The organism is Paenibacillus sp. Soil787, from assembly GCF_001429545.1.
GTDB lineage: Bacteria > Bacillota > Bacilli > Paenibacillales > NBRC-103111 > Paenibacillus_E.
Window position 1 is genome coordinate 55,560 of record NZ_LMSP01000022.1, and the last position, 26,066, is coordinate 81,625.

The 26,066-nt window shown below is 41.3% G+C and carries 22 protein-coding genes, 4 pseudogenes and 1 riboswitch; of the genes and pseudogenes, 23 read left to right on the plus strand and 3 right to left on the minus strand.

Annotation, left to right across the window (positions count from 1 at the left end):
• The 14 genes and pseudogenes from ASG93_RS34305 to ASG93_RS19410 form a co-directional block, all read left to right on the plus strand.
• A pseudogene (locus ASG93_RS34305) lies at positions 1-132 on the plus strand (DUF1572 domain-containing protein); the annotation flags it as partial.
• A gap of 695 nt (positions 133-827) precedes the next feature.
• The gene (locus ASG93_RS19340; protein WP_082614975.1) at positions 828-1,166 is read left to right on the plus strand and encodes an HAD hydrolase-like protein; all 339 of its coding nucleotides are present in this window, start codon (positions 828-830) and stop codon (positions 1,164-1,166) included.
• A 267-nt stretch (positions 1,167-1,433) separates the two neighbouring features.
• Positions 1,434-1,619 carry a hypothetical protein gene (locus ASG93_RS35245; RefSeq protein WP_156410973.1) on the plus strand — a complete coding sequence of 62 codons (186 nt, stop codon included), beginning with the start codon at positions 1,434-1,436 and terminating at the stop codon, positions 1,617-1,619.
• A gap of 706 nt (positions 1,620-2,325) precedes the next feature.
• A complete protein-coding gene (locus ASG93_RS19350; protein WP_056834324.1) occupies positions 2,326-3,606 on the plus strand; it encodes a serine dehydratase subunit alpha family protein in 1,281 nt (426 codons plus the stop codon).
• A gap of 767 nt (positions 3,607-4,373) precedes the next feature.
• Positions 4,374-4,453: riboswitch (ZMP/ZTP riboswitch) on the plus strand.
• 51 nt (positions 4,454-4,504) lie between these two features.
• Positions 4,505-5,671, plus strand: coding sequence for a phosphoribosylaminoimidazolecarboxamide formyltransferase (locus ASG93_RS19360; protein WP_056834329.1), 1,167 nt, complete (start codon positions 4,505-4,507; stop codon positions 5,669-5,671).
• Between the two features lie 205 nt (positions 5,672-5,876).
• Entirely contained in the window at positions 5,877-6,332 is a 456-nt protein-coding gene (locus tag ASG93_RS19365; protein WP_056834332.1) for a hypothetical protein, read from the plus strand.
• 91 nt (positions 6,333-6,423) lie between these two features.
• Positions 6,424-6,627, plus strand: a complete 204-nt coding sequence (locus ASG93_RS34310; RefSeq protein WP_156410974.1) for a shikimate kinase — start codon at positions 6,424-6,426, stop codon at positions 6,625-6,627.
• Positions 6,628-6,677: 50 nt separating this feature from the next.
• Complete coding sequence (locus ASG93_RS37220) at positions 6,678-6,881, plus strand: shikimate kinase (protein ID WP_056834336.1); 204 nt, start codon at positions 6,678-6,680, stop codon at positions 6,879-6,881.
• A gap of 109 nt (positions 6,882-6,990) precedes the next feature.
• A complete protein-coding gene (locus ASG93_RS19380; protein WP_056834337.1) occupies positions 6,991-7,431 on the plus strand; it encodes a hypothetical protein in 441 nt (146 codons plus the stop codon).
• Positions 7,432-7,728: 297 nt separating this feature from the next.
• Positions 7,729-8,292: a hypothetical protein gene (locus tag ASG93_RS19385; protein WP_056834339.1), complete on the plus strand. Its 564-nt coding sequence runs from the start codon at positions 7,729-7,731 to the stop codon at positions 8,290-8,292.
• Between the two features lie 362 nt (positions 8,293-8,654).
• A pseudogene (locus ASG93_RS19390) lies at positions 8,655-9,246 on the plus strand (kinase).
• A gap of 297 nt (positions 9,247-9,543) precedes the next feature.
• Entirely contained in the window at positions 9,544-9,807 is a 264-nt protein-coding gene (locus ASG93_RS36440; protein WP_056834343.1) for a hypothetical protein, read from the plus strand.
• 49 nt (positions 9,808-9,856) lie between these two features.
• Positions 9,857-10,450 carry an HAD family hydrolase gene (locus ASG93_RS19405; protein ID WP_056834346.1) on the plus strand — a complete coding sequence of 198 codons (594 nt, stop codon included), beginning with the start codon at positions 9,857-9,859 and terminating at the stop codon, positions 10,448-10,450.
• A gap of 144 nt (positions 10,451-10,594) precedes the next feature.
• Positions 10,595-11,134 carry a hypothetical protein gene (locus tag ASG93_RS19410; RefSeq protein ID WP_056834348.1) on the plus strand — a complete coding sequence of 180 codons (540 nt, stop codon included), beginning with the start codon at positions 10,595-10,597 and terminating at the stop codon, positions 11,132-11,134.
• A 125-nt stretch (positions 11,135-11,259) separates the two neighbouring features.
• Here the strand turns inward: ASG93_RS19410 and ASG93_RS19415 are convergent, their stop codons facing one another.
• On the minus strand, positions 11,260-11,499 hold the full coding sequence (locus ASG93_RS19415) for a DUF3888 domain-containing protein (RefSeq protein ID WP_056834350.1): 240 nt from the start codon (positions 11,497-11,499) through the stop codon (positions 11,260-11,262).
• Positions 11,500-12,161: 662 nt separating this feature from the next.
• Between ASG93_RS19415 and ASG93_RS19420 the strand changes: the two genes are divergently transcribed.
• From ASG93_RS19420 to ASG93_RS19430, 3 genes are all read left to right on the plus strand, one after another.
• On the plus strand, positions 12,162-13,142 hold the full coding sequence (locus tag ASG93_RS19420) for an aldo/keto reductase (protein WP_056834393.1): 981 nt from the start codon (positions 12,162-12,164) through the stop codon (positions 13,140-13,142).
• A gap of 29 nt (positions 13,143-13,171) precedes the next feature.
• Entirely contained in the window at positions 13,172-13,540 is a 369-nt protein-coding gene (locus ASG93_RS19425; RefSeq protein ID WP_056834352.1) for a MerR family transcriptional regulator, read from the plus strand.
• A 500-nt stretch (positions 13,541-14,040) separates the two neighbouring features.
• Positions 14,041-15,993: a hypothetical protein gene (locus ASG93_RS19430; protein WP_056834353.1), complete on the plus strand. Its 1,953-nt coding sequence runs from the start codon at positions 14,041-14,043 to the stop codon at positions 15,991-15,993.
• 716 nt (positions 15,994-16,709) lie between these two features.
• Here the strand turns inward: ASG93_RS19430 and ASG93_RS19435 are convergent.
• Positions 16,710-17,114, minus strand: coding sequence for a VOC family protein (locus ASG93_RS19435; RefSeq protein ID WP_056834355.1), 405 nt, complete (start codon positions 17,112-17,114; stop codon positions 16,710-16,712).
• 374 nt (positions 17,115-17,488) lie between these two features.
• On the opposite strand from ASG93_RS19435, the gene ASG93_RS19440 reads away from it, so the two are divergent.
• The 4 genes and pseudogenes from ASG93_RS19440 (at position 17,489) to ASG93_RS19455 (ending at position 20,341) form a co-directional block, all read left to right on the plus strand.
• Positions 17,489-18,130 (plus strand): hypothetical protein, encoded by a 642-nt coding sequence (locus ASG93_RS19440; protein ID WP_056834357.1) that lies wholly within the window; start codon positions 17,489-17,491, stop codon positions 18,128-18,130.
• Between the two features lie 170 nt (positions 18,131-18,300).
• The gene (locus ASG93_RS19445) at positions 18,301-18,594 is read left to right on the plus strand and encodes an NUDIX hydrolase (RefSeq protein WP_235550894.1); all 294 of its coding nucleotides are present in this window, start codon (positions 18,301-18,303) and stop codon (positions 18,592-18,594) included.
• 262 nt (positions 18,595-18,856) lie between these two features.
• Positions 18,857-19,090, plus strand: coding sequence for a YdcF family protein (locus tag ASG93_RS36445; protein WP_235550895.1), 234 nt, complete (start codon positions 18,857-18,859; stop codon positions 19,088-19,090).
• A gap of 733 nt (positions 19,091-19,823) precedes the next feature.
• Positions 19,824-20,341: pseudogene (locus ASG93_RS19455) on the plus strand (DinB family protein).
• Between the two features lie 533 nt (positions 20,342-20,874).
• Here the strand turns inward: ASG93_RS19455 and ASG93_RS19460 are convergent.
• Complete coding sequence (locus ASG93_RS19460) at positions 20,875-24,084, minus strand: hypothetical protein (protein WP_056834359.1); 3,210 nt, start codon at positions 24,082-24,084, stop codon at positions 20,875-20,877.
• Positions 24,085-24,676: 592 nt separating this feature from the next.
• Between ASG93_RS19460 and ASG93_RS34325 the strand changes: the two are divergent.
• Both ASG93_RS34325 and ASG93_RS19470 read left to right on the plus strand, forming a co-directional pair.
• A pseudogene (locus tag ASG93_RS34325) lies at positions 24,677-25,105 on the plus strand (IS110 family transposase); the annotation flags it as partial.
• A gap of 442 nt (positions 25,106-25,547) precedes the next feature.
• Positions 25,548-26,039 (plus strand): hypothetical protein, encoded by a 492-nt coding sequence (locus ASG93_RS19470; protein ID WP_056834362.1) that lies wholly within the window; start codon positions 25,548-25,550, stop codon positions 26,037-26,039.
• Positions 26,040-26,066: the final 27 nt, after the last annotated feature.

Genomic DNA, 26,066 nt, shown 5'->3' on the forward strand with positions numbered 1-26,066 from the left:
GTAAATGGTTTCCCAGAGACTGCCAAGTGGTGGGAGATACTCGGAAATGTGTCAACTCATAATGCATATCACATTGGTCAAATCTGTTATATTCGGAAGCTACAAAAGGGCTGGAAAGTAAATACAAACTAAGAAAAATTACCTAGCATAAATAGTGAAGGGACTTGCAACGCGGCAGTTCCTCTTTTGTTCATTCAAGTAACGGGCAGGATACTTTGGTGGCTGCCTTGAATTAATAGAGGTTAGTTTAATCTCTAACTACCAATGGTTTTAGGAAAGAAGGCACGTTATGAAACTTAGAGGGACAATGACAGAACAAGTATACCGAAAAGAATTAAAGTCTCAAAATTTCATTTGTTCAATGACATATCCATGCGCAGGTTCTTAAACATTAGTAGAGAGACCTTTCCCACAATGAAGACAACGCACACTTTATCATGGACACCCGAACAAGGTGAGGATATATTTAGCTTTCTTATATATACTCACTCAGTTAAAGGACAACTTAAGAGCCCTTCAAACCGCCCTGCAAACAAAGAAATATATCCCGAAACCAGTAAGGCGCGTGTACATCGACAAAAGTGATGGAAGCCAGAGGCCGTTAGGTATACCTGCTGTCGTAGATCGCATCACGCAAGCAGCAGTGAAGCAAATTTTGGAGCCGATTTAATCAATCGTTTATGGAGCATTACGGGTTTAGCTGCGATGAGGCATTGACCGCTGTCCGGCATTATCGGGCATATTTTAAAGATGTCGGCCTATTTGAAAATGAAGTGTACGCGGGCATCTCCCATCTACTTCAACTGCTGTAAAATCAGGGGAAAAATCTGTTTGTCGCGACCTCCAAGCCGACCGTGTTTGCTGAGAACATCGTTAACCACTTTCATCTGGGTACGTTTTTCAATGGCATTTATGGCAGCGAGCTGGATGGGACGCGATCGGATAATGGTGAGCTAATCAGCTATATCATAAATGAACTTGGGATGGATCGCACGAGTGCAGTCATGGTCGGGGACCGGAAATACGACATCATAGAAGCCGTGAAAAATGGGATTGCCTCCATCGGCGTCGGTTACGGCTACGGCAGTGAAAATGAGCTGCAGGATGCTGGAACTACGTATTACTGCAAAAGTATGAAGGAGCTGATGGCGTGGTTTTTACGCTAGGCGTTTCAGTACTTGGGACGGAACGAAGACGAGAAGCCATAAAATCCTGTACAAAGTTCTTAAAGAAGGGAAGAATACTTTGAAATATATTCCCTACCCTCAACAAACGGAAAACGATAGCGGAACAGCGGATGCCTATGCATCCGTTTTTTGTTAACTGAACTAACTGGCAGGTTAGTTGCAACGGTTATAAGGGAAAATGGAAGTGAGGTGAAAACAACAGATGAGTAAACGCGATGAATTCTTACGCTTAATTCGTGAAATGCCATGCGTGGTGAAGAAATAATATTTGACCCTCAAAATGAGGACAAAGAAGGCATCAAAATGATGCAGAAACAATCTGTTGAGGATTTAGATGATGCAAAGAGGAGAGTAACTTTATTATCGACGCTAAAAGAGCTATTTGATAATAACCCCAATAATCCGTTCACCTTACCAAGAACGAATGACTGATTTTTTATCTTGTTCATTGAGCAAACGGCGAACGATAGCATCATGAAAGAATGCAATTTTTTAATAACGATTTTGTTAGAATATTATTATTCCTTCTGCTTGTTAGGGGAGGCGATTGTTCCCAATAAAGCGTTATTATCCCTTCTTAGTTTGGCTAACTATGTATATAGTCGCGATGTCAATTCTTTTTATAATGCCAAGAATTAATGGATGGTTGATGATGATAATTCTGTTTATCGTAGCCACAGCGATAAACCTTTTTTTTCCATTTAAGACCTTGAGAGAAAAGGATTGAGGAGAATTGTTGTTTAACTAATGAGAAACTAAGTTGAGGGGCTAGCTTCGCGGCAGCTCCTCTTTTGCTTATAAAAGTAACAGGAAGGTTATTTGAAAAGTAAACCCCCTTATTCCGCTAACGGAAACAATAGTTCAATCAATATAGCATGAAGGCACCAGATGATCGGCTGGCTTTTCTCAACTAAACGGGTCTAGAACCAAAACAAAGAGGGATATATATGTTCTTGTCCTCTGACACGACTTTGAATATTATGAACATGTCTAAAAAACCAGCGCCCAATAAGGGATTTCGGGTTTGAGGTTTTGGCAGTAGACAAAATTTAGGAACTGTACTACGCGAAGCAATTATAGTATATTTTAAGAATCATTCGAAGGACCTTGGTACCTTTCGGTGTTAAGGAGGTACATCTTGAAGACGACGACATTCATAAACATACTGAAAAACGAACTCGTTATCGCGCTTGGTTGCACGGAGCCAGTTGCGATCGCGTTAGCTGCGGCAAAGGCACGCTCTTATGTGGATGGCATTATTGACAAAATTACTGTTTATGCAAGTGCAGGTATAATCAAGAATGCACTAGCAGTTGGTATACCCGGTACAGGCCTTACAGGGATCGATTTTGTCGCTGCATTAGGTGCAATTGCTGGTAATGCCGAGAAACAGTTAGAGGTGCTTGCTGATATTAAGCCCGAAGATATTTCTGTGGCGAAGGCAATGGTTGAACAAGGCGTTTCTGTGGTCCATCTCGCTGATACACCAAGGAAATTATATATTGAGGTCATTATCGAAACAGAGCATAGGTATGCGAAGGTTGTTATTACTGATAATCATACGAATATATCGCTGGTAGAAGTTGATGGGCAGGTTGTTGACACTGGAGGCTGCGCAAACGCAAGTTTCAAGAGCTCTAATGAGGAACGGGGCGAACTAACGATCGATTCTATTGTGGAATTCGTGAATTCCGTTGATCTTGAAGATCTCAGTTTGGTCAAGCAAAGCATTGAATTGAACCGTAAGGCAGGATTAGATGGCTTGGCGCATGCGTACGGTCTCGAAGTCGGTAAGACGATTAAAGAAAATGTGCAAAAAGGTATTTTGTCAGACGATTTAATATCTCATGCCATGGCTCTCGCGGCTGCAGGTTCGGATGCTCGGATGGCTGGATCCACCATGCCCGTGATGGCGAATTCTGGAAGCGGCAATCAAGGCATTGCAGCGACAAACCCTGTTGTAGCAGCTGCAGAAAAGCTTGGTGCATCTGAGGAAAAACTCATCCGTGCTGTTGCTCTGAGCCATTTAGTCACCATTCATATCAAATCAAAATTTGGAAGATTATCCGCATTATGCGGAGTCACTGTATCCGGTACGGGTGCAAGCTGCGGTATTACCTATCTGCTTGGAGGAGGGATAACGGAGATTAAAGCCGCGATCCAAAACATGCTCGGTAATGTGACCGGGATGATGTGTGATGGAGCAAAAGGTGGCTGCGCCATGAAAGTTGCGACCTGTACTAGTGCAGCGGTACAATCTGCACTTCTCGCATCAAAAGGTATGACCATTTCCTCGACGAATGGATTTATCGAAAATGACGCTGAGAAGACAATCGAAAACTTTTGCCGTATAGGGAATGAGGCAACGTCCGAGATTGACAATCTTATTCTTGAAATGATGTTGAACAAAGACATATAGAATTCGCGTCCTATCACCAATAGGCATTAAATATTGAACTTAGACCCTCAGTACGATGCTGTCGGTCTCTTTTTGCTACTCAGTAATCTGGATTAATGCATAATTCCTGCCATTTATTAATTGCAGATCGTTCCTTGGACCATCCTGAGCATACTTTTTTTGACCTTCTTAATTCTGTATTTGCAGTTCCACTGATACTTCCCCATTTTTAAGGAGCCCGACAAAAAAGTCCCCGTAAAGACCGCTGCAAAAGCCCTTTTTTGAGAAAATGGTTCTTTAGATTTGGAAAAAGTAAGCAAGATAAGAAAAAGCAGCCCGTCCCTCATCCAAGGGCGTGCCGCTTCTGCTTTTTTAACCTCACCTTTCGTTTTGCATTGACTACGAATGCAGTAAGATAAGCATGTATTCACATGCGAATTAGACCTCGGTATTTGGCCGTAACCATTCCGTGGAATCTCTTCATGACTTAATTCATGTGCTCAATTATGGGTCTTCGCTTGATCAATTCTTTTTGTCTATCCGTTTTTCTGCAATATAATGTTTAAAACTTGATGAAAACTAATAAAACTGAAGGAGGGGACTTTCGTGGATATTTTATTTGCCTTACTGGCTTTTTTCTTTATGATGTTATTCCTAAGCACACTTCGTGCGTTGATAAATAAGGATGAAGTAAATAGTACTAATCGTTAGGGTAATTGCCATAATTACCGAATTACTGACAAACGCTTGTAAATAATGAAGCTATCGAGTAAAATTTTCTCAACAATCATACTGTGTGTTACTGGCGTGAACATGGTGAACCATGAGGGAGCACACAGAATAACAGTCGTACGCCTGGGCAAAGTATTTGGACTTAAGTCTGAGTACTTTTTTTATTTTCTGAAAGGGGTTTAAGTACATGGAATTAGATCTTCGGTATGGAATGAATCCACATCAAAAGAAGGCAAGGTTATATTCGACAGAAAAATTGCCCATAAAGATTTTGAATGGCGAGGCAAGCTACATTAACTTTTTAGATGCATTAAATGCTTTCCAACTTGTTCGAGAGCTTAGGCGAAGTATTGGTCAACCGTCAGCAGCCTCGTTTAAGCATGTAAGTCCAGCTGGTGCAGCTGTTTATTCTCCATTGAGTGACTCGCTTGTCAAATCTTATTTCGTTGAAGGTTTAGAGCTATCTCCGTTGGCTATTGCATACGCAAGAGCCAGAGGAGCAGATCGGATGTCTTCATTTGGTGACTGTGCGGCTTTTAGTGATCGGGTTGATGTGACTATAGCAAATTTACTTAAAAAAGAGGTCTCCGATATCATTGTTGCACCAGGATATGATGAGGATGCTTTAGCTGTCTTAAAAATGAAAAAGAACGGAAAATACCTCATCCTTGAGATCGATCCAGAATTTATACCTGACCCAATCGAAAGAAGATCAGTGTTCGGCATCACAATGGAACAAGAAAGAAATGATGTAGAGATTTCGGATGAAATCTTTAAGAACATTGTAACCACACAACGAATAATACCGGATAACTCTAAGAGGGATCTTCTAGTTGCTCTGATTACCCTCAAATATACACAATCCAACTCCGTTTGTTTTGCATTCGATGGACAAACAATTGGAATTGGTGCAGGACAGCAATCACGGATTCATTGTACACGACTTGCAGCTGGAAAAGCCGATAATTGGTGGCTAAGGCAACACCCAATTGTACAGCAAATGAATTTCCGTGCTGGAATATCCCGTACTGAGATAAATAATGCAATTGACGGCTGGACGAATGAGGACTTTACTCCTGCCGAAGAAAAGCAGTGGAGACAATACTACTTTAATGTGGTGCCTGAACGACTTACGAAAGCTGAAAAACAACAGTGGCTAACATGCTTAAAAGAAGTTTCCTATGCTTCCGATGCTTTTCTGCCTTTCCGTGATAATATTGATCGAGCTGCTCAAAGTGGTGTCAGGTACTTAGTTCAAACCGGTAATTCGTTGCGTGATGAACAAGTCATAGAAGCAGTAAACCAATATGGAATGGTAATGGCCTATTCGGGTATCCGTTTGTTTCATCATTAATATGTTGGAGTAACGAAATACGAGAGTTCAATGAAGCTGCCGCGGGATCGTTCGGCAGCTTCATTCCGCTAACTGGCAGAATAGTGCGAACAAACTCTTGACACAACAAGGACGGGCAGGATTGTAAAATTTTGGTGATCCCCGTAACTTTCCATGATATTACATCGTAATAAGTTGTAAGAAGACTTGGAGAGGGGTATGAAGGTTGAAATGGATAATTAGCATGATCGTATTGTGCGCAATTGTTCTAAACGGCTGCACTGAGGGATCAAATTATTACGGAGGCATTAAAAAAACAGATTATCCCGAAATGACTGATCCGAATATAGAATATGTTTATGAATTTAAGGGACATAGCGATAATTGGGGAGCTGTTATGTTCGTTTACAAAATGAAAAATTCGGATAAGGTGGCTGAGAAAGAATTTCTAGTGTATAACGGGAAAGACCCGAAACCAACCGGTGAAATTTCTACTGGATATGCTGTAGGTGACGCTGTTGGAGGTGGTAGCATAACTGTCAAGGAAACGCCCGAAAAGGGAATATATCTTTTTGGTCCATCGGCAGGAACTGTTGCTCCGACTCAAGATTCAACAGTAAAGTTACTTGTTAAATGGAAAGGGCATTCAGAGATAATTGAACTTAAGACTGAGACGAAATGACGTGCTAAATATTAGAGATGGCATTTCGCTAACGGAAACGATAGTTGCATATAGGAGCAGTTTAACTCAAGTAACAAAAGTGAGGGAGAGTATGAATATTGTTCTTATAGGTATGTCTGGAGCTGGCAAGAGCACATTGGGTGTATTGCTTGCAAAAGCTTTAGGAATGGACTTCGTGGATACAGATATTGTTATACAACAACATCATGGTAGGTTGCTACAAGATATTATTGACAATGATGGTATCGAAAAGTTTTTGGAAATCGAAGAAGATCTGTGTCTGAGTTGCAACTAAAAAATTGTGTTCTTTCTACAGGTGGAAGCGTTATATATTCAGAAAGAGCTATGGATATCCTTAAACAAAATGGCCAGATTATTTATTTGCATGTCCCATATGAAGAAATTAAGCAAAGAATAATAAACATAACAACCAGGGGCATTGTTATAAAGAAAGGAAATAGTCTTAAGGACGTTTACGACGAACGAGTCCCTTTATACAATTGGAGACGATATTGCAGAATTTATTATAATACAAAGCGAGTTGAATGACGAAGCTGCCGGCACGATCGGCAGCTTCGTTACGTTAACGGGCAGTATACTTCCAATATGTGCTAATATGTATGGTAGCGTTACGAGCTGATACTGGGGGATCTAAGCCATGACTAATATAAACTTTCTGGAGACAAGATTAGCCAGCAGATATGGAGATGATGTTTCAAAAGAAAAGAATAACACAGTATTTGCTGACTTAATCATTGATTCGGTATCCTTATTTCAAAGGCTGAAAGAGTACGACTTCGTATCTGCCTTTGGTTGGGGTAATGATGAGCATCAACAGCTTATTACTGATTACTTTTTATTTAAATATCCCTTTGAATTTAAGTATCATAGGTATCCAATATTGATTTGTCCGCAATGCGGTGATTTAGAATGTGGATATATTTCTGTAGCTATAGATAAAGAGTCAGATATTGTTGAGTGGAGTAATTTTTACTTAGAACATAATAATCAACCACTCAATATTGGACCTTTCCAATTTAAATGGGATAACTACAAATCAGCAATAGAGAAAGCTTATGAAATCGGTCGACTACGCTAACGGAAACGATAGTTCAAAATAAGGGAACAGAATGCCAGAATATTGAAATTCAATGTTAACCGATCCCGAGTGGAGTCTTTGATGATGATTGATAAATGAAAGGTTTGGGTCCGATTTCAGTTTGAATATCGGAACTACTTCGTAGTCGGGGAAACGAGTTCGAATACTTTCTCAAACATAGAGGAGGGAGGATTGGGTTTAAGGTTATTTTTTGATCAATGTGGTGGTTATTGTATTATGGATAATAGAACGAGTGCCTCAACGGGTGTTTTATAATATAAAACATAGGAGGATGAAATGGCCTGGAGCAAATTGAAACAACATCTGGAGAGTTTTCTCAGTCCTGCGCTATATGGAAGGGTCGAATACCTTTCAACCAGCTACCGCTATTTACCAGAAAAAGCAGGACTTTGTTATATTGCGGTAGATAAAAAGAACGTACTCAATATGAGTGATACCTTAATCAGATGGTATCAGACGGAGTTGGAAATTAAGAATGATTCAGATATCCAGATTCCTATCAACAATGATGAAATTGAAGCGGTCAGAAAAGAGACCAAAGGGAGTGTTCCGGAGGAGCGTTTAAAAGTAATAGCAAGAAGTAGAAAAATATCGGAATATGCAAAGGAGCTTTTGTCAGCACAATCATCATTAAGTAAATCAAATTTTTTCGTTATAGCTAACAAGTTTTTATCCATTTCTATAGAGGAAAGCATAGATAGCAATGATATCTTATTGAATATTCTAGCTTTGGTTGACAGACGAGTTGGAAAAAAACGAATTCTAAACATGACCGAGAAGATGAAGTTAAAGCATCCCATTGTACAGTATTTTTTTGAACTACGACTTAGTACATTATGAAAATAAATAACTCATTCACCTCCAAATGGGAGGTTTTTTATGCGAACATTCGTTTATTTGCGAAATGTTTACTCCCGCTCAAATTAATTGGGATGGATTTAGCATTAAGTTCAACCCCGCGGGGCCGCTGTATGACCGCCGCGACTACTGTTGAGCTAACTGCGAAGTTTAATCACGACATGAAGGCAGCCGGCACACGATCGGCTGCCTTTGTCTGTTGAAGTAACGGGTAGTTTAGTTCCAAAATATGGTATTATATAGGTGAGAACTTTAAAGAAATGAAATTGTAATGTATGTAATTCAGGAGGCTGATCCAATGAATAAAGCGGAAGCCAAAAGAATATCAAGAGGAGTTTGACTAGATGTATGAATTAGATGAGGTAACAGATGCCATTTTAGGTCGTTGCAATAAGGACCGATTCATACTAGGAATTGATGGGCTAAGTCGTTCTGGAAAGACCATGCTCGTAAATGACTTGCAACAGAAGCTAATTCCACACCAAAAACCTGTTTGCATCTTTCATATTGACGACCACATTGTGGAACGCAAGAAAAGATACGGTACTGGTTTTGAACAATGGTACGAGTATTATAACCTTCAATGGGATGTTGAGTTTTTACAGCAACAGTTCTTTTCAAAGTTAAGCCATGCACAGGTAATAAGCATTCCATACTATGACTCCGAACTTGATAAGTTAAAAACTAAGTCTGTTACTATTAACAGTAACAGTCTTGTAATTTTTTGAAGGTGTGTTTCTTCAACGTCCAGAGTGGCGGCAGTTCTTTGACTTCATTATTTATTTGGAGTGTGCAAGGGAGAAACGGTTCGAACGTGAAACCGCAAATACCAAGCAGAATCTTGAGAAATTCAACTTAAGATACTGGAAAGCTGAAGAATATTATTTGAATTCGGTTCAACCTCGAATAAATGCCGATATGGTGATTCATTCATAACTTTTTTAAGTGTCAAATCAGCTGTTTCAATAGCAACAATCTTTTAGAAAATGGACTTAGATTAATAAAGGAGAGCTGAACTAACGGAAACAAGAGTTCAACAATCGAGTTACTTAGAGGAAAAAGGGGGAACCGAGTGAATGATTGATCGAAGAAATTCGAAGGATTTCGATCATGAGATTGAAAAGGGATTGGAAGAGATTTCGGATACTGCAATACTACTAAACTTCAGTAATGCAATAAAAAGCCTATATCCTCATTTGATTCCCATACACGCATTTGCTTATGACGCCTGGGATGAATTTCGAGTGGGTAAATATAGATAGACAATATTTTGAAGGAAAACTTATTATTTTTAAGTCATTCGGTGATGGTGTGAATTTTTTGACTGGTGGAATTAAGAAGGAACAAACATCTGGTGTTCATTTTGATCTTGTTGAAGTCGAAATCGTATGTGCTGACACAGGTAGCCCAGTTATAGGCAGTAATTATGAAACAATGTATTTCTCTAAAATGGATTTGAACTTTGTATTCGTCGCTGAAGACAACAAAGTTTGCTGAACGAGGACCGTTAGCTAAATAAACAACCAGTACAAGGCTGCCGACTCGAATGGCAGCTTTTGCTCACCTAACAGGCAGTAATGTTGCAAAAAAAGGTGCTTTTGCGCTTAAGTCGAATATATTTGAAACGCGTTGGAGGAAGGTGCGAAATATGGCTAAGAAAGAATTAATCCTCGATGTTGCTGGAGTGCTTGCTACAAATTTTTCTCCACTTTTTTGGCAGGAACTTTCGGAAGATTCGAATACACCTTATGAGGTGCTTTTTCAGTTTAGAAAGGAAATCCGTGAAGAGTTATGGACTGGGAAGATACCAGTGGAGGGGTTCTGGAATCAGCTATGCAGGAAATTTCCTGCAATTAATAGGGACAAGGCAAAAGAAATCCTTATTTCAAATATTCGTCCATTGCCAGGTATCGAGAAAGTACAGACATGGAGCAAATACGCAAACATCCATCTATTAAGCAACCATCGCATAGAGTGGGTTCAGTCCATTCTGAAGCCAATTGAACCATATGTGCGCAGTATAACGATATCCAGCCAAGTTGGTTATTGTAAGCCTAATCCTGAAATATACGCTCTTGTTCATGCACGGTTCACTCACAAGGAAAATATATGGTTTGTATGTCGAGACATGAATAGTTAACCATTATTGAGCGGAAACGATAGTGAAATACACAACAGAATGAGGCTGCTGCGGGATCGACCGGCAACTTCACTGCGTTAACTGGCAGCATAATTGGATTATATGATTTATGTGAATTTATGTTGTTCAATGTGGGGTTATTAAATGATAATTCTTCTAAATCAATATTTTGATGAATCAACTGGACCTTTTCGAAATTTATCTGATTTAGAGCCAGAAGAAGCGGAAATAATTCTCAGCGAAATTCGAATTCAGAAAAAAGGATTTGCGAGTAAAAGATCCACTGACTATCTTGCAATTCGACGTAGTCTCGAATTAAAGGCAAGAGAAATATTTATATTAAAGGGCGGAATGCCTATTCGAAATTATTCTCATCACATGACTGTTGGAGAATGTCCGTGGCTCTTGGAGTGGTTCGAGAAAGGTAAAGAACTACGTATACCTATTACAGAATTCGATCCTTTTACTTTAAGCTTTACTTATGGAGATTTGTTTCCAACTATGAGATACCAGGATGGGAAGAAGTACCGAGGTCAGGTATATACATTAAATGAGATTTATCAAGTAATAAATGAGTTTGATTTACCCCAAGAATGGAATCCTCAGGCTAATAATGGTCCTGAAAGGTACATAGAAGTACAAGTTTGGGATGATAAACCATTATCCTCGTGGTTGCTAAACTAACGATAATGAAAGCTTATCCACATAACAACGAGGCTGCCGCGAGAATGATCGGTAGGCTCGTTAAGCTATCGGGCAGGATAATTTGGTGGGGGAAAGGCATACAGAAAAGGGATTTCTTTTTCTAACTAACGGTACAGGTCCTGCAAATGAGGCGGTAACTTATGATCCTCGACGTGCTTGTAGCTAACGGTCGTTACGTCCCCGCTCAAACCGACAAGAAATTTAATCTCGTCGACACCTACGGAAACGTGAGCACCGACAAATGGAGTTACTACGACGGTTACGGAGTAAGTTGTTTTGTTCGTTGAAGCTGCTTCACACGTTACTTGCGTACCAATAAAGGGTGCGTAAGTCGGCGGATGCACCAGTATCTTTCCATAATGTTTGTTATTGCCGATACAGTGGTAGGTTGACTGAATAACAGTATACAGGCTGCAAAGATGAACTTTAACATTAGCCCTCCACGGAAAGTTTTGAGGTTATTCTTCCCATTTGTCATTCGAATATTACTAAAAAGTGGTTGGGGGGGGGATTGAGCTAACAGGAAACACTAGCTTGTTAATTCTATAAGTAAAGATTAAACCCTCCCAATCTAATCGAAGCTAAGAATTATAAAATATTGGGGGGGTTATTTTATGAAACTAATGGATCTGTGGATGTTATATGAGGCAGATAAGCGTATTTAGGGGTTTAACCAGTGTAGAAGATTCTGATCCAGGAAATCGGAAATATTTGAAGTGGGAGAACGACGGTCCTTACAGAAATAAATTTCCATAAGCTCAACCGATATTGTCCTTCTTGGCATCGGTGAGAGTAATAACTTTCAAAAACACCTCAGTAGATATGGAGAAAGCCCACCTGGGTTTGACGCTTACCTTGAAAGGGGTATTCTCGCTGTAAATCATGTCAAGTGAGGGGAAAATAAATAACGCTTGCCTTAAAGTCTACTTTAAGATGTATGATGATTATGGGCTGAATACATAAATGTTTTTTGACCCAATTCTTGGATGGAAAGGTGTGAATGATCTTGAAGCAAAGATCGTTAGGCAATAGCGGCTTAGAGGTGTCGGCACTTGGACTCGGCTGTATGGGCATGTCCGACTTTTATAGCGGGCGTGATGAAGAAGAAGCCATCCGGACCATACACAGAGCTATAGAATTTGGAGTTACTTTTCTGGACACGGCCGATATGTATGGCGTCGGAAAAAACGAAGAGCTTATCGGCAGAGCTGTGAAAGGGTGCCGCAACGAAGTCATTCTGGCAACGAAATTCGGCAATGTGCGAAGTGAAGATGGTAAATTTCTGGGCGTCAACGGCCGTCCTGAATATGTAAAAGCAGCGTGTGACGCCAGTCTTCGCCGTCTTGGCGTTGACTATATCGATCTGTACTATCAGCACAGGGTAGACCCTCTTACTCCGATCGAAGAAACGGTCGGCGCTATGTCCGAACTGGTGAGTGAGGGTAAAGTCCGCTATATAGGGTTATCCGAAGCCGCAGCAGCGACTATTCGGCGCGCGCACGCAGTACACCGGATTACCGCGCTGCAGACGGAGTATTCGCTCTGGAGCCGCGATGTGGAGGATGAGATTTTACCGGTTTGCCGCGAACTCGGGATTGGCTTTGTTCCATACAGTCCGCTCGGACGCGGATTTCTTACGGGTCAAATCCAAAAGTTCGAAGACTTGGCGGAAGACGATTATCGACGGTTCTCGCCCCGGTTTCAAGGGGATAATTTTATCAAAAATTTGGAACTCGTAAGACGAGTGAAAGAGATAGCCGCCGAGAAAGGCGTAATGCCGTCCCAATTAGCTTTAGCTTGGCTGTTGGCACAAGGAAACGACATTGTACCGATTCCGGGAACGAAACGCAGGGAGTACCTGGAGGAAAATATCGGCGCTATTGCGATCGAACTGACGAAAGAGGATTTGGCACGTATCGATGAAGCTGCTCCCAAAGGAGCGGCCTTCGGAACCCGTTATCCTGATATGAGAAGCGTAAACCTGTAGCAGAGATGATCTATGGGAAGGTGTTGATATTGATTTTTTCAATAAAAGAAGTTTCAGAACGGCTCGGGATTCCTCCTCACACAATCCGCTATTATGAGAAAGAAGGATTGCTTCCTCATATTCAACGAGACCCGTATGGAAACCGGAAATTTGAACAAAAGGATCTAGATTGGATTGATATCATGATGCGCTTGCGCTCAACTGGCATGTCGATTGTAACTTTAAGGAAAATGGTCGATCTTACCGTTAAAGGCGATTCAACGATACCTGAAAGAAAAGAAATATTAGAAAAACACAAGCTTGAACTTCAAAGAAAACAAGTAGAGTTGGATAAAGCGAACGAGGCTGTAAACAAAAAGCTATTGTTTTATGAGTCATTCATAAGTGTGCATTCGTGATAAACACATGATTAAATTCAGAAATGTCTGTTTGTAACATGGACCAGCATTATCGCTGGTTTTTTGTATTATTTTGAAGGAATATTTCATTCAAATGCTGTGCTCAAAGCAAAAAAACTTGCCGTTACAGACAGCGCGGAGAACCGTATCATATATCAAAGATCATTACGCTAACGGAAACGTTAGTTGAGTAAATGTAACAAGAATGAAATCTTATTTTCATATGGCTTTAATGAATCAAGCCTATAATAAAACTGACCCCCTTTAAAATATAAATAGTTATGACCCCCAGCCCGTTGCTGTGGGTCACTTTTTTGTTCATTAAAGTAACGGGTAGTTTGAGTGGTAGAGATTGGGACGTGATGTATGGCTTACCTCTGTGCAACATCTTACCCACTCTTAACGCAAATTTAATATGAAGATGAAAACTTTGGAACTAATACCGAGTATAACCATCTGTACTGGTTTAAAAATGGAAGAATGGATAGGAGTGTGATCGGATGAGTTTGAGAAAAGCTGTCATTGCGGCAGTGGTGGGTGCGCAAGTCATCATGGCTGGAGCGATCGATGCATCAGCGGAAGAGGCGACTGTTGTTTGGAAGCCAGTGCCTAGTGTGCAGACAGACATTCAATACGAGATGTTCCCTTCGGAGATTCCCGAATCCGGAAGAGTACCTGCAGTCGTTCGGCTACTGAGCAGCATCCCTTTTTATGACAAATACGAAGATTCTGGCGGTCCGCCAAAGGGCTATTTAGCTCCTCAGGAGGTGCAGATAGTCAAGGCGGGCATGCCTTGGTCGGAAGCACATAATTGGTGGAAGGTACGCACTTGGGTCGGCGATAAGTGGATCAATGTTCCTTCAAACGCGGTGGACGTAGCTCCTCCGAAGCAAGTATCGCTGCTGGATAATACATTAATGTACGCCAATCCGAATACGAATACCCCATCAACGGGGACGTTGGCACCGCAGGATGTTGGTGTGGTGGCTGCGACGAAAAGGTGGTTTGCTGCGGATTCGTTCGATAATAGCTCGATGACATGGCTGCAGATCCATACGACCTGGCTCGGAGATCAGTGGATTCGAATTCCACTGAATCGTATTGGAACGCTGTTGAGCATTGAGCCAGAGAAAGCCTATTTCATGAATGAAACCAGCATAACGAATAGCGTGGGAGAAATAACCGCTGAGTTCGTATCGCCCTTCAACAGCACTGCCTACCGGGTGGAGACAGAGAACGGCGTTCAATGGGTGTTTTCCCGAGGAGCCAAGATCGAAGCGTCCAATGAGATCCTAAAGCTGGATACGAGAACGACGCTTTTTAAACAGCCGAATTCATATGGCGAAGAGGCAGCGATACTCCTGCCCCAGAGTGTGGACGTGTTCGAAAGAATTGATAACAATCCATATGGGAATGCGCCGGGGGAATGGTATCATGCCCATACCTCGGCAGGAGATGGCTGGGTGAACAAACAATTTGCCGATCCTATTGATGCCAAGCCGACTGACGTGGCCATTCAATTGAACTCCAATGCGCAACTGATGAGTTATCCGACCTCGGGTACTTGGTATAAGTTCGCGCAAGCGGCGCCACAAATTCTTCACCCGATTTGTTACTGGGATGATGCGTCAGGGAACCGATGGTATCAGATCGATTCTTATGTTGGGCTTGTCTGGTTGAAATTAAATCCATATACCGATCGCATTGTCGGTCAAGGACCTGATCCGGCAGTGGAAATGTCATTCTTTACTCTATACTACAACAGTGCGAAGATCGACGGTGACGAACTGAAGGTTCAGGACCGTCGAGTGGGATTTATGCGCGATAATGCTTGGTATGTATCCATCCCTTTTCTATCCGAAGGCTTCCGTTATGATCAAAGCGAGTCAGGCGGCTTGATCACTTATCAGAGCAGCAGGTTCAGCTATGGCTTCCGCATCCAGTCGGGTTCACAGCAGGCGATAACACTTTGGAACGGCAAAGAGGTTCGACAGGTGAACTTGAAAGCAGCGCCGCAGATCTTGTCTGACGGGGAGCTGTATCTAAGCGAAGCCGATGTACGGACCTTGTTCGGTTCGCTCATAGCTAAAGTTGATACTTCCCTTACCTTTACCCTTCAGGCGTACAATGTGACTGCTCTTGCCATCCCTACATCGATCAATTCAGATCAGATGGAGCTCAATGTATCCTTCAGGGACAGTATACAGCAGATCCCGGTCGATGCATCACCTGAGCTACGGCCTAAGCTGACGCTGGAGGAGCTCGGAGCTCCGCCAAAAGAGGCCGTCCAGACATTCTCGAAATGGGTTGCACCACTGCAGTGGGACATGGCTCTGTTCCAATACAGTGCCGTCAAGTCGCTGAAGGTTGGGCCGAACCAACTGAGGGCCAGACTTGAAATCGGTGGCAGGATCCTATGGCTGCAGGATTTTGCGGTTCAGCGGACGAAATAGTTTAGATTGGAAGCTAAAGGGATTTTATAGTTTAGCTAGTAGAGTATCTTTTCTTTCTTCAAACCGCTTCACCAGGAAGGCAGCCGACCATGAACTGACCCCGTAACGTGAGACAAATTAAAACACCTTCAAGTAAAATGAGCCGTGTCGTAAGATATGGTGGACAACTTGGAGGTGTTGTTGCGTTGGCAACACGAGTAAGCTATCCCGTAGAAGTGAAAATGCAAGGTCATTAAAATGAGATTAGCGTTGTGTCACCAGAAGCCGTAGTCGCCTAGATGGAGTTTATTCGCGGCGGAATATCCGTAACTGCTTCCAACCATCGAGGACTTGTTCCGTGTTCAACCGACTGATTTCTCTTGGCAAAGAGAGAAGAGCCTAAGAGAAAATCGGCTGCCGTTTTCATTGAGGGACGGGCAGGATAGTTTAATGGGCAGCATAAAATGGTTGAAGGTAATTCCAATAACCGCTTTCATTACCGGCTAGGAAGGCTATTTGAGATTAACAGAAATATTTATTGGAGTTATGCGGAAGGCGATAACAAACTATATTTAGACAAAGAGGGTCGCGAAATAGATCCATTTCTCAATAAATCATGAAGAACCTAGATAAAATGAAGAGACCATAGCTCGATGCTATGGTCTCTGGTCTCTTTCTATGAAGCGGTAAGTAAAATTACTAACTACGAATTTCGCCTCACTTACTTCAACTGACCGTCAACGCCTACCGCTGAACCTTTTGATCGCTTCCTCGGTCACTGGTGCGAAGAGGTTAACCAGGTTGCCGTCGGGATCGCGAAACAGCACAGCACGGTTCCCCCACGGCATCGTAGTTGGTTCCTTTACCCACTCATCGACAAACGGCTTCAAGCGCTCGTATTCGGCATCAACATCGTGGACGCGGAACTCGATGATGACAGTGTGATTGTCGGCCGCCACTGCGGAACCAGCGCCGAACAGTTGCACTGTCTGGGAGTGGCCGATCGCCAGGGTACACGATGGCACAACGAGTTCGGCGAAGACGGGCGCGGGGCGGTCCGCCGAAACACCCATGACTTTCTCATAGAACTCGACGAGACGATCCACGTCGTCGGTAATGATGCGTACAGAAGCAAAATTCACGAGATACCATCCTTCCTAATATAAATGATACAATACCGTATCACATCATTTGGGTCCCAAATACTTCGCATTTATCTCCCACTCGTTTACGGTTACTTACTCCGATTATAAAAAAACGCTACTGACAACAGTATGTCAGTAGTGTTTTAAAACTTTTTTTAGCTTTGCAGCATTGATTGTCATAGTGAATAGTATGAGGCTACTAAAGATTATAAATTAAATGCCTTTAATCATGACATGACGGCAGCTGGCACACGATCGGCTGCCGTTGTCTGTTGAAGTAACGGACAGATATGTTAAATATAGAATAGTAGTTGCTTCAACAGGGGATGTTGTTATTGTATAACAGACCCATTTTTGGCTGGAGGAGCAGTATGAGGAAAACTAGATTATGTCTTACGGTATTGGTTTGTCTAACATTGTTAAATCCATTTCTACCGCAGTTAAGAGCAAAAATGTCCATATTCTCTCCACAAGATATGATTCGTATCTCGGATTATATTGTTGTTGGAGAAATTAAAAAAGACGTTACTACAAAAAAACGAAATGCTGAATATACAACTACACACAAGGAGGTAACGATTTCAATCGAGTCCGTTCTAAAAGGCGATATGGCTCAAAAGGAAATTGTATTAAAGCGTGATATTCGAACAGATATCATGCATACAGATGGTGTTGACTTTAATTTCCCCAAAAAAGGCACAAAAGTTATGCTGTTGTTAAGGAATTATGAAAGTAGCGGAATATCACCAGCGTATGCTAATAGTATTTGTGTAATTAAAAAAGGCAAAGTTCAACTAAATGATGGTATGGGATTTGGTAGCAATGATGTAAAATTTGAACCAAATGATTATGAGAAAGCTTACCAAACCATTTACGACAAACGGAAACGAGAGATTAGCGGTGAGATGCAGTTAACAAAGCCTGATCTGGTTGAATTGATTGTCCGAATGGAACAGTACATTTCTCACCAAAATCAGAACTCGTTAAAAAATGAGTTTGAAAAGTTCCAATAAATGAAGAACGATAACAGGGGGGAATTCAGTGAGGTAGCCACAGTTGAGGGCCTTGCTTCACGGCAGCTCTTCTTTTGTTTTATTAAAGTAACGGGCTGTTTTCTTACAATATGTGGTATTATGAAGTGTAGTAGACGATAGCTCTGAGTATTGAAATGGGGATGATATCATTGGCTTTTTTTACTTTTGGATTTGGTGTTCATGCTATAATAACAAATTCCGAAGTTCAATTACTCTTGTTAAAGCGAACATATGGAAATAAGGGGTGGGGATTACCCGGTGGTGGTGTAGACGCCGGTGAAACAATTCATCAAGCGCTATTTCGAGAATGTCATGAAGAACTTGGAGTAGAAATTCAAAATGCTGTATTAACGGGATTTTATTATCATAGTAGTATTAACGCCCAAGTTGCAATATTTCGCTGCCCCTTACCAAAAGGATACCAAGATAAACCTAAGCTCTGAACATTCTGAATATAAATGGGCAGATATATCTGAATTAAACGATGTTCAGCGTATAAGAACTTTAGATGCTTTGGAGCATGGACAAGTAATAAGTCGAGCATTTTAAAAATTGTTAGACATAAATTGAATAAAGAAGGGAGGTTGCTATGTCTTTTCCATTTGACTGTATTAGTGATTTTATGTTTTTCGAAACCGAATTGGGTCATTCAGATGTAATATTAATTCCTGGTGCTAGCCATCCTCAATTAATGGAAAGAGCCGCATGTTATATCATCAGGGTATAGCTCCGTTGATTCTACCTTCTGGTGGTGCCACCCCACATGTAGAAACAACTGAATCGGAGTTTTTGCGAAATGTAGGGGTAACATTAGGCGTTCCTTCTGAAGCAATACTTCAAGAAGATAAAGCGACGAATACCTTTGAAAATGCACGATTATCTTTAAAAGTATTACAAGAAAAAGGTATTAAACCTAATAAAGTAGTGTTGGTTTGTTAAAACTATCACGCGCGGAGAGCACTCCTAACATATCAAATTATTTTTCCAAGAGAGACTGTTTTCTACGTAAGTCCGGTGATTGACAATACAGGTACTTCCAAGGATAACTGGTTTCTAGATAATGATAAAATTAGATATGTAATGAATGAACTTGAGAAGGTAGGAAAATATTTCAGGCCAGCTATATACCAAATTGGATCAAATGGCGGCTAAAACGCTAACGGCGGAGTACGCTAACGGGAGTATGTTTAATAAAAACAGCAGCAGTCTTGGGACTTTAATTCCAGACCGCTGCTGTTTCTTGTTATTAACACACGGGGGGGACTTTTAGGAACTTATTATTTTGAATGATCGAAAATAAACATTATAATTTGTAACAATATAATTGTCGGGTGACAAGAACATATAAGCTTAAAAGTCACATAGTTGCGGCTTTTTTTGTTTTAACGATATATGTTCTTGTCAAAAGCCAATGACAAGAACATATATCGTTTGCCGAATGATGACAAGAACTTGTATTGTTATGCGTAACTGAAAACCTTTCTCAACAACAGGTTAAATTAAATGAATTTAAAACGTAAGCTGGAAAGGGGCGACGATTGAGCTAACGGGCAGGTTTATTCAATCACTTCGCGAATATTTCATAGGTGGGAATTTATGTTAAGTTCATAAACATACGGTTTATTATACGAATTTCGCAACATTGGGATTAATCATAGAAAGGAGTAGTTATATGAATTTTAATATGAAAGAAGCTATTGAGGTTCTGGAACGTACCCCACAAGCATTAGAGTTTTTTTATCTGGCATATCTGATACATGGTTGAATTGCAATGAAGGCGAAGGAACGTGGAATGTCACTGAAGTAATTGAGCATCTCATTGAGTTAGAGGTAGATACTTGGATACCAAGGTTAGAATTTATTCTTCAGGAAGGTGAAAGTAAACCATTTCCTTCATTTGATCGCCATTCTCATTTAAATGAAAGTTCATCGATTGAACAAAAGTTAATTGAATTTAAAACGCTTAGAACACAAAATCTAACCAAACTTAAGGTTCTTTTTGAAACTAAATTGAATCTTGAGTTGACGGGTTTACACCCTAGATTAGGTGTAGTGATGTTAAGAGAATTACTTTCTACCTGGGTTGTTCATGATTTAACGCACACTGCTCAAATCGCACGGGTAATGGCCAAGAGATATAGGGCGGACATTGGGCCATGGATAGAATATATTGGTATAATGAAAAAGTAATGATGACATGACATGTGAACCACCATTTCCCTAGGAACAAGAAATTTAGTCATTCAACTAACAGATACGATAGTTGAATGATCAGGGAGCAAATCATGCCGCGGCAGCCTATTGAAGTAAAATGCGATTCCTAATTATGGTAATATAAGACAGGGGAATATTTCACTTGGTTATGGGAGGGAGTAGAGGATGAGCTATTCAAAAAGTAGGTGGTCTTTTGTTATAGGCAGTATAATAGTTACTTCTATTGCGTTAGGGATTTTTGCACCTAACTACTTTAAATACAATCCTCCAAAAAATCTTCAAACCTGACATGAAATAATGTTTGATTAAATTCCTACATCAGGATCAATATGATGCATTTTCGTGGACAGCCATGAAAAAAGCTCCTATATGTAGAGAATGACGAGTTAACCATCATTCACCCAAAAGGAGCTAATCTATGGATAGTCGGTCGGAAGGAGAATCATACCATGCTCCCGACGACCGACCGGCCTCTTTACTAAATTACCGAAACTTACTTAACCTCTGTACTAATTGCTTACATCAATCCTATCTGCCGTAATAATATTAGCGGATGAGCTTGCATTCTTTGTACCTGTTACCCTGACCTTCACCGTATGTTGTCCAGCCGTCAAGACAGGACTTGTATAGATTAGCACGTCATCCGATCTGGTTGAAGCGTAAGTGTCCACCAAAGTCTCAGCCCCGCCATCGATGGATATTGCAGCGATACCTTGATTTGCAGCGGTGGCGGTAAATACTTTAGCCTGAGTACCGTTGAAGCTTAACTGATAATAATTATTCGTAACGCTGCTCCAGTGGTTGTCATTGTTGTACGCCCCACTCTGTGAACCATAACTCCATGAAGTATTATATTGATATTGATTATTGCCTGTTCCGGTTGTATTATCGTTTACTGTCACCGGTGTTACTACATCTATTCTGTCTGCTGTAATGATATTGCCGGATGAGCTTGCATTTTTGGTACCTGTGACCCTGACCTTTACCGTATGTTGCCCAGGCGCCAACTCAGGGCTTGTATAGATGATCACGTTATCCGCTCTGGTTGCAGCATAAGTATCTACCAGAGTTTCAGTCCCACCATCGATGGATATAGCCGCGATACCTTGATTTGAAGCTTTGGCGGTATATACCTTAACCTGAGTACCGATGAAGCCTACCTGGTAATAATTATTAGTTGTGCTGCTCCAGTGGTTGTCTCCCGCGTATGCGCCGCTCTGTGAACCATAACTCCATGCAGTGTTATATAGATACTGGTTATTGTATGTTCCAAGATCATTGTCATTCACTGCCGCTGTGGAAAGAGCTGTTGCCGGGTTAAAGCTTTGTGCATCAGCATAATCAACAGTGATCGTTCCGGTTTTGACAACCAGCTGGAAGGTATGGGAGCCTGCTGCAAGTCCATAGTTACTGTATAGAACATTCCTGTTTTGTGTAGCTGTCGTGGTTGTATTGATCGTTGTCTGCAAGACACCGTCGATGTAAACATCAGCTGTGCCGCCAGAGCTACTCTTAGGGCCTACGAGACTGAATTGGGAACCATTGAAGGAGATATTCAAAGTTGCACCAAGTGTACTTGACGAGCTATGAGTCCTTTTTAAGTCAGAATAGCTGGTATTTACTGAATTTGTCCAATTCCCTAATGAGTAGGAGAAAGTAGTCGAGTCTGCATCATCTGTCTGATTAACAAATACAAGGGTATTGGCATCAATAGCCTCAATCTTGAAATTGTCATACATAACAGCCGACCATGTGGTGGTGCTGGTTGTATCGGTTGCTATAGCGGCATTCCCTGAAGAGAATGTACCATCAGTTACGGTAGTTAAAAGTACTCCGTCTACATACCCCGTTATCGTCGTTCCATTGGCTGCAATCTTCACATTATGCCAGTTAGCGATGTTATATCCTGTTATCGTACCGGATGATAGGGTTGTTACAGTCCCGCCGGTTGATTTTCTTAATGCCCAGCTTCCATTCCCGCCAAGCCTCATCGAATATCCTTCCGGTTCCGTATTAGATGCAGCCATACCATCTACTTCGTTAATCCTTGCGACTACACTAGCATAAGATGACGTGTCAGGTATTTTAACATCCGAACTCACCTGATAGTTGGCAAGGTTAAGACCTCCGATAACACTAAACGGCTTCTGACTATTTCCGCTACCCCAAGGTGTCGGAAGATTTATGACAACCTGCTTCAGGACCTTTCCTCCTATACCGTCATCCGCTACTTCGAATGCTCCGTCCTGATCGTGGAAATATTTCGCTTGATCACCAATGGCATAGCTTGAAAAATCATCGGTATATGGCAAGCTTATGTTACTGTTGGCCGGAATCGAATAAGTAGGAGTACCCTTTTGCTGGCCAGTCGTGGTTGTAAGCGAATAAACGGATTGTGCTGGCACTGTAATAGTAAAGGTACCGCTGCTTGGAGTAATGGATGTCTTCTGTACAAACTGTGCATTCTGATCGGTCGCCCAAACATTCAACGCAGCAGTTGACAGATTTGTTGTATTGAAGGTATAGGTTGCATTATAGGATCCTCCATTTACAAGAACAATACTGTAGTTGTTAGAAGCAGAATCTTTAAATGTTACATAAGAGTTATCCGCATCGATAGCACCTGAACCACTATCAAGTATTTTCCAGCCAACATCTGCAAACTGGGTGAATTGGGCCGTCAGCCACAGGTCCTTTTGAATTTCATAGTAGCCGGACCATGGAGTATTGGCGGTAAGTATACCTTTTCGCTGGTATTTGATGTTTTCATACACGCTGTCAAGCGCCGGTTGATACATCCACATGGACTGCTTTCCGGTGGACAGGGCTGTTGCAATTCTTCTCGCAACCCAGATCCCTCTGCTCCAATCCATCATACCGGTGTCGCTTTCCGAATTGAAAAGGGGCATGCCTGAGCTTTGCGCAGCGGATGTGCTGGAGTCTGTATAATGTGCCGACTGCGCAAAAACATCAGCCTTCAAAGTAGCATCCGAGTTTATAGTAGATGCAGCGCTCCACTTCGTATTGATATCATCAGCAATGACAATCTTCGATGTGTACCCGCCTGCATCCAATGCCGGCTTAAAGGTGTTTTTAATAAAATCTCCCAATGACGTTGCATAATTGGTTTCATTAATGCCAGGGCCTATAAAGTCAACCGGTGTTCCATTGGCCGCCATTAAATCCAGATACTTCAGAAGATAGTTGGACTTTAATGTATCGGTATTTACCCAAGCAGGCGTAGCCCATCTTAATGCTGCAAATTCCATGTTTGCATTTCTGAGCTTTGCTTGGCTTGCAATCCAGAAGTTAACTCCTCTTGCTACAGCAGTGTCTGTTTGGTTTCTCCAGTGCGATGGCTCTGTACCGCTGGAACTATTGCTATCGGCTCCAATTTCATTCTTTACCACCTGCAAGCTTGCCCCGAATTTGGGTTTAAATAAGAAGTCCAGAATATCGCTTTGCTGATTCGCCGGATAATCCTTCAACAGCTTTGAGGTGCCGCTGGAATTCACCATGCCGATCCCATAGAAGGTTCTGGAAGTCCCGTTTCCATCGATATTTACTGTCGTAGCAGCGTTGGCTGTTAGTGGAATGGTAAAAACCGACGCAAGAAGGGTCGTGGCAAAAGTAAGCGAAAGGAGCTTTTTTGTCTGTTTTGGGAGACTGCTTGTTGTACCTTTGTCAAGGCGGATTTTTGAAATATTACTTTTTAACATAAATTTACCTCCTAAATTGCCAAAATTACAAAGCATAAAACGAATAAGTAATTTGAATACTATAACCAAAATCCTAAAAAATCACCTTAAAAACGTATTCCTAAAAGAGTTATTGCTAATGAATAATGAGTTCCGGCTGGTATATGTACCTGACCATCTTGGCATCCCAATGCCTTGCGGCTCGCATTATCCTCAATCATCATCGCCGTCGATGTGTAAGCGGTTTCATTTTATGCGATTGAAACTATTTCTGTTGGAGCTAACAACAAACACGGAAACAGTTTTGCTTTGCTTTTTCTCATCATTACAGTACCTCCTCTTTGAATTAATCTTTATTAATACGGGGGAATATGTTTAGTATACTTGAAAATTTAATGCCAGTTATCCAATTATTTTGACCACTTATTAAAAAAAATTGACATGATCACTTATATCTGACAAAAGATACGCCTTCGTGTCTAAACTTTGAGATGAATTCTCGTAGTACTGATTTCGATCCTACTTCTAGTGTTTTCAACATAACGATTGCGGCACAATCCGTTGGTGATAAGCAAAAAAAGGGGAGTGGCCTTCGTTAAGACAAAATCAACGCATTGAACGAATTTCTACATCTCACCTTGTTGTGGGTATAGATATCGCCAAGGAGACTCATGTAGCACAAGCAACTAATTTTCACGGCATCGTACTTAGTAAGTGACACCTTACATTCTCAAATACAATTGAAGGATTCGAAAAGTTAGAACGATTGATTGACGAAATTAGGCAGAAACACCGCTTAAAGGGACTCATAATCGGCATGGAGCCAACCGGACACTATGGATATAACTTGGCCAATTGGCTTACGGGCAAGGGCAAGAGTGTTGTCATGGTGAATCCGGCCACCACCAAACGAAACAAAGAGAACCGGGATAATTCCCCCTCCAAAAGTGACCCGAAGGATGCGCTTGTCATTGCTGACGTGATGAGCCGAGGCTACTACTATGAATACACGCGACAGGCTATCGTTTTTCTACAACGGTTATGGAGTAAGTTGTTTTGTTCGTTGAAGCTGCTTCACACGTTACTTGCGTACCAATAAAGGGTGCGTAAGTCGGCGGATGCACCAGTATCTTTCCATAATTGCGGACTTAGTAGTCTTGCGATAACTGCATTACATACAGCTTCGTCTTCGTTTGGTATTGTCGATACAGTGGTAGGTTGACTGAATAACAGTATACAGGCGGCAAAGATGAATTTTAACATTAGCCCTCCATGGAAAGTTTTGAGGTTATTCTTCCCATTTATCATTCAAAAATGACTAAAAAGTGGGTTGGGGGTATTAAGCTAAACGGTGAACTAGCAACTACAGGCTGCCGGCAATCGGCAGCCTGTTGAACTAATGGGCAGTATATTTAGAGGGGATTCCTACTCGGTTATGGAAATTAATTAATTAGTGCATTGAATATCAGGAGGGGCTATTACAAATGGATAATACAAAAGAGTTAATCGAGTGTATGAAAAAAATGGGCATTGATAACGCAGAGTATTGGTCTGACAAAGAAATATCGGATAATAAGTATGCTACACTTGCAATGCTTCGATTTCTAAGACCACTACAAAAATCATTAGACAATTATTTAGAGAGCCATGATATTTGGGTCAATAGCGAATTGACTAGAAGGAATAGCAAAATATCAGGCGTACTTGAAGAAATGATTAGTGCTGGTGTAAAGACAGAAGCTATAGGAATTTTGGCATATTGGATTTCGCGAATGAGTTTGAATAGCGTATTATATAGATTAGATGACCCTGCAGGTGCGGATTATGATTTAGAAAATGAAGGGGAAGATCTCCCAAGATGGGTTCTGTTAGAACAAGTAATTTCAAAAGAAGGAAATAAAATTAATGCTAAGCTAACTGGAAGGATGCTAGCAGGTATGTATGAGGTCTTTCCATTTAAGAACCCTAACGAATAGAGCTTCACACACATGTTTCATACCGCT

Excerpts from the sequence above, each read along its gene's own strand:
- ASG93_RS35245 (WP_156410973.1), top strand. The coding sequence starts at position 1,434 with ATGCGTGGTGAAGAAATAATATTTGACCCTCAAAATGAGGACAAAGAA.
- ASG93_RS19360 (WP_056834329.1), top strand. The coding sequence starts at position 4,505 with ATGGAATTAGATCTTCGGTATGGAATGAATCCACATCAAAAGAAGGCA.
- ASG93_RS34310 (WP_156410974.1), top strand. The coding sequence starts at position 6,424 with ATGAATATTGTTCTTATAGGTATGTCTGGAGCTGGCAAGAGCACATTG.
- ASG93_RS37220 (WP_056834336.1), top strand. The coding sequence starts at position 6,678 with ATGGATATCCTTAAACAAAATGGCCAGATTATTTATTTGCATGTCCCA.
- ASG93_RS19380 (WP_056834337.1), top strand. The coding sequence starts at position 6,991 with ATGACTAATATAAACTTTCTGGAGACAAGATTAGCCAGCAGATATGGA.
- ASG93_RS19385 (WP_056834339.1), top strand. The coding sequence starts at position 7,729 with ATGGCCTGGAGCAAATTGAAACAACATCTGGAGAGTTTTCTCAGTCCT.
- ASG93_RS36440 (WP_056834343.1), top strand. The coding sequence starts at position 9,544 with ATGAATTTCGAGTGGGTAAATATAGATAGACAATATTTTGAAGGAAAA.
- ASG93_RS19405 (WP_056834346.1), top strand. The coding sequence starts at position 9,857 with ATGGCAGCTTTTGCTCACCTAACAGGCAGTAATGTTGCAAAAAAAGGT.
- ASG93_RS19410 (WP_056834348.1), top strand. The coding sequence starts at position 10,595 with ATGATAATTCTTCTAAATCAATATTTTGATGAATCAACTGGACCTTTT.
- ASG93_RS19430 (WP_056834353.1), top strand. The coding sequence starts at position 14,041 with ATGAGTTTGAGAAAAGCTGTCATTGCGGCAGTGGTGGGTGCGCAAGTC.
- ASG93_RS19440 (WP_056834357.1), top strand. The coding sequence starts at position 17,489 with ATGAGGAAAACTAGATTATGTCTTACGGTATTGGTTTGTCTAACATTG.
- ASG93_RS36445 (WP_235550895.1), top strand. The coding sequence starts at position 18,857 with ATGTTATATCATCAGGGTATAGCTCCGTTGATTCTACCTTCTGGTGGT.
- ASG93_RS19460 (WP_056834359.1), bottom strand. The coding sequence starts at position 24,084 with ATGTTAAAAAGTAATATTTCAAAAATCCGCCTTGACAAAGGTACAACA.
- ASG93_RS19470 (WP_056834362.1), top strand. The coding sequence starts at position 25,548 with ATGGATAATACAAAAGAGTTAATCGAGTGTATGAAAAAAATGGGCATT.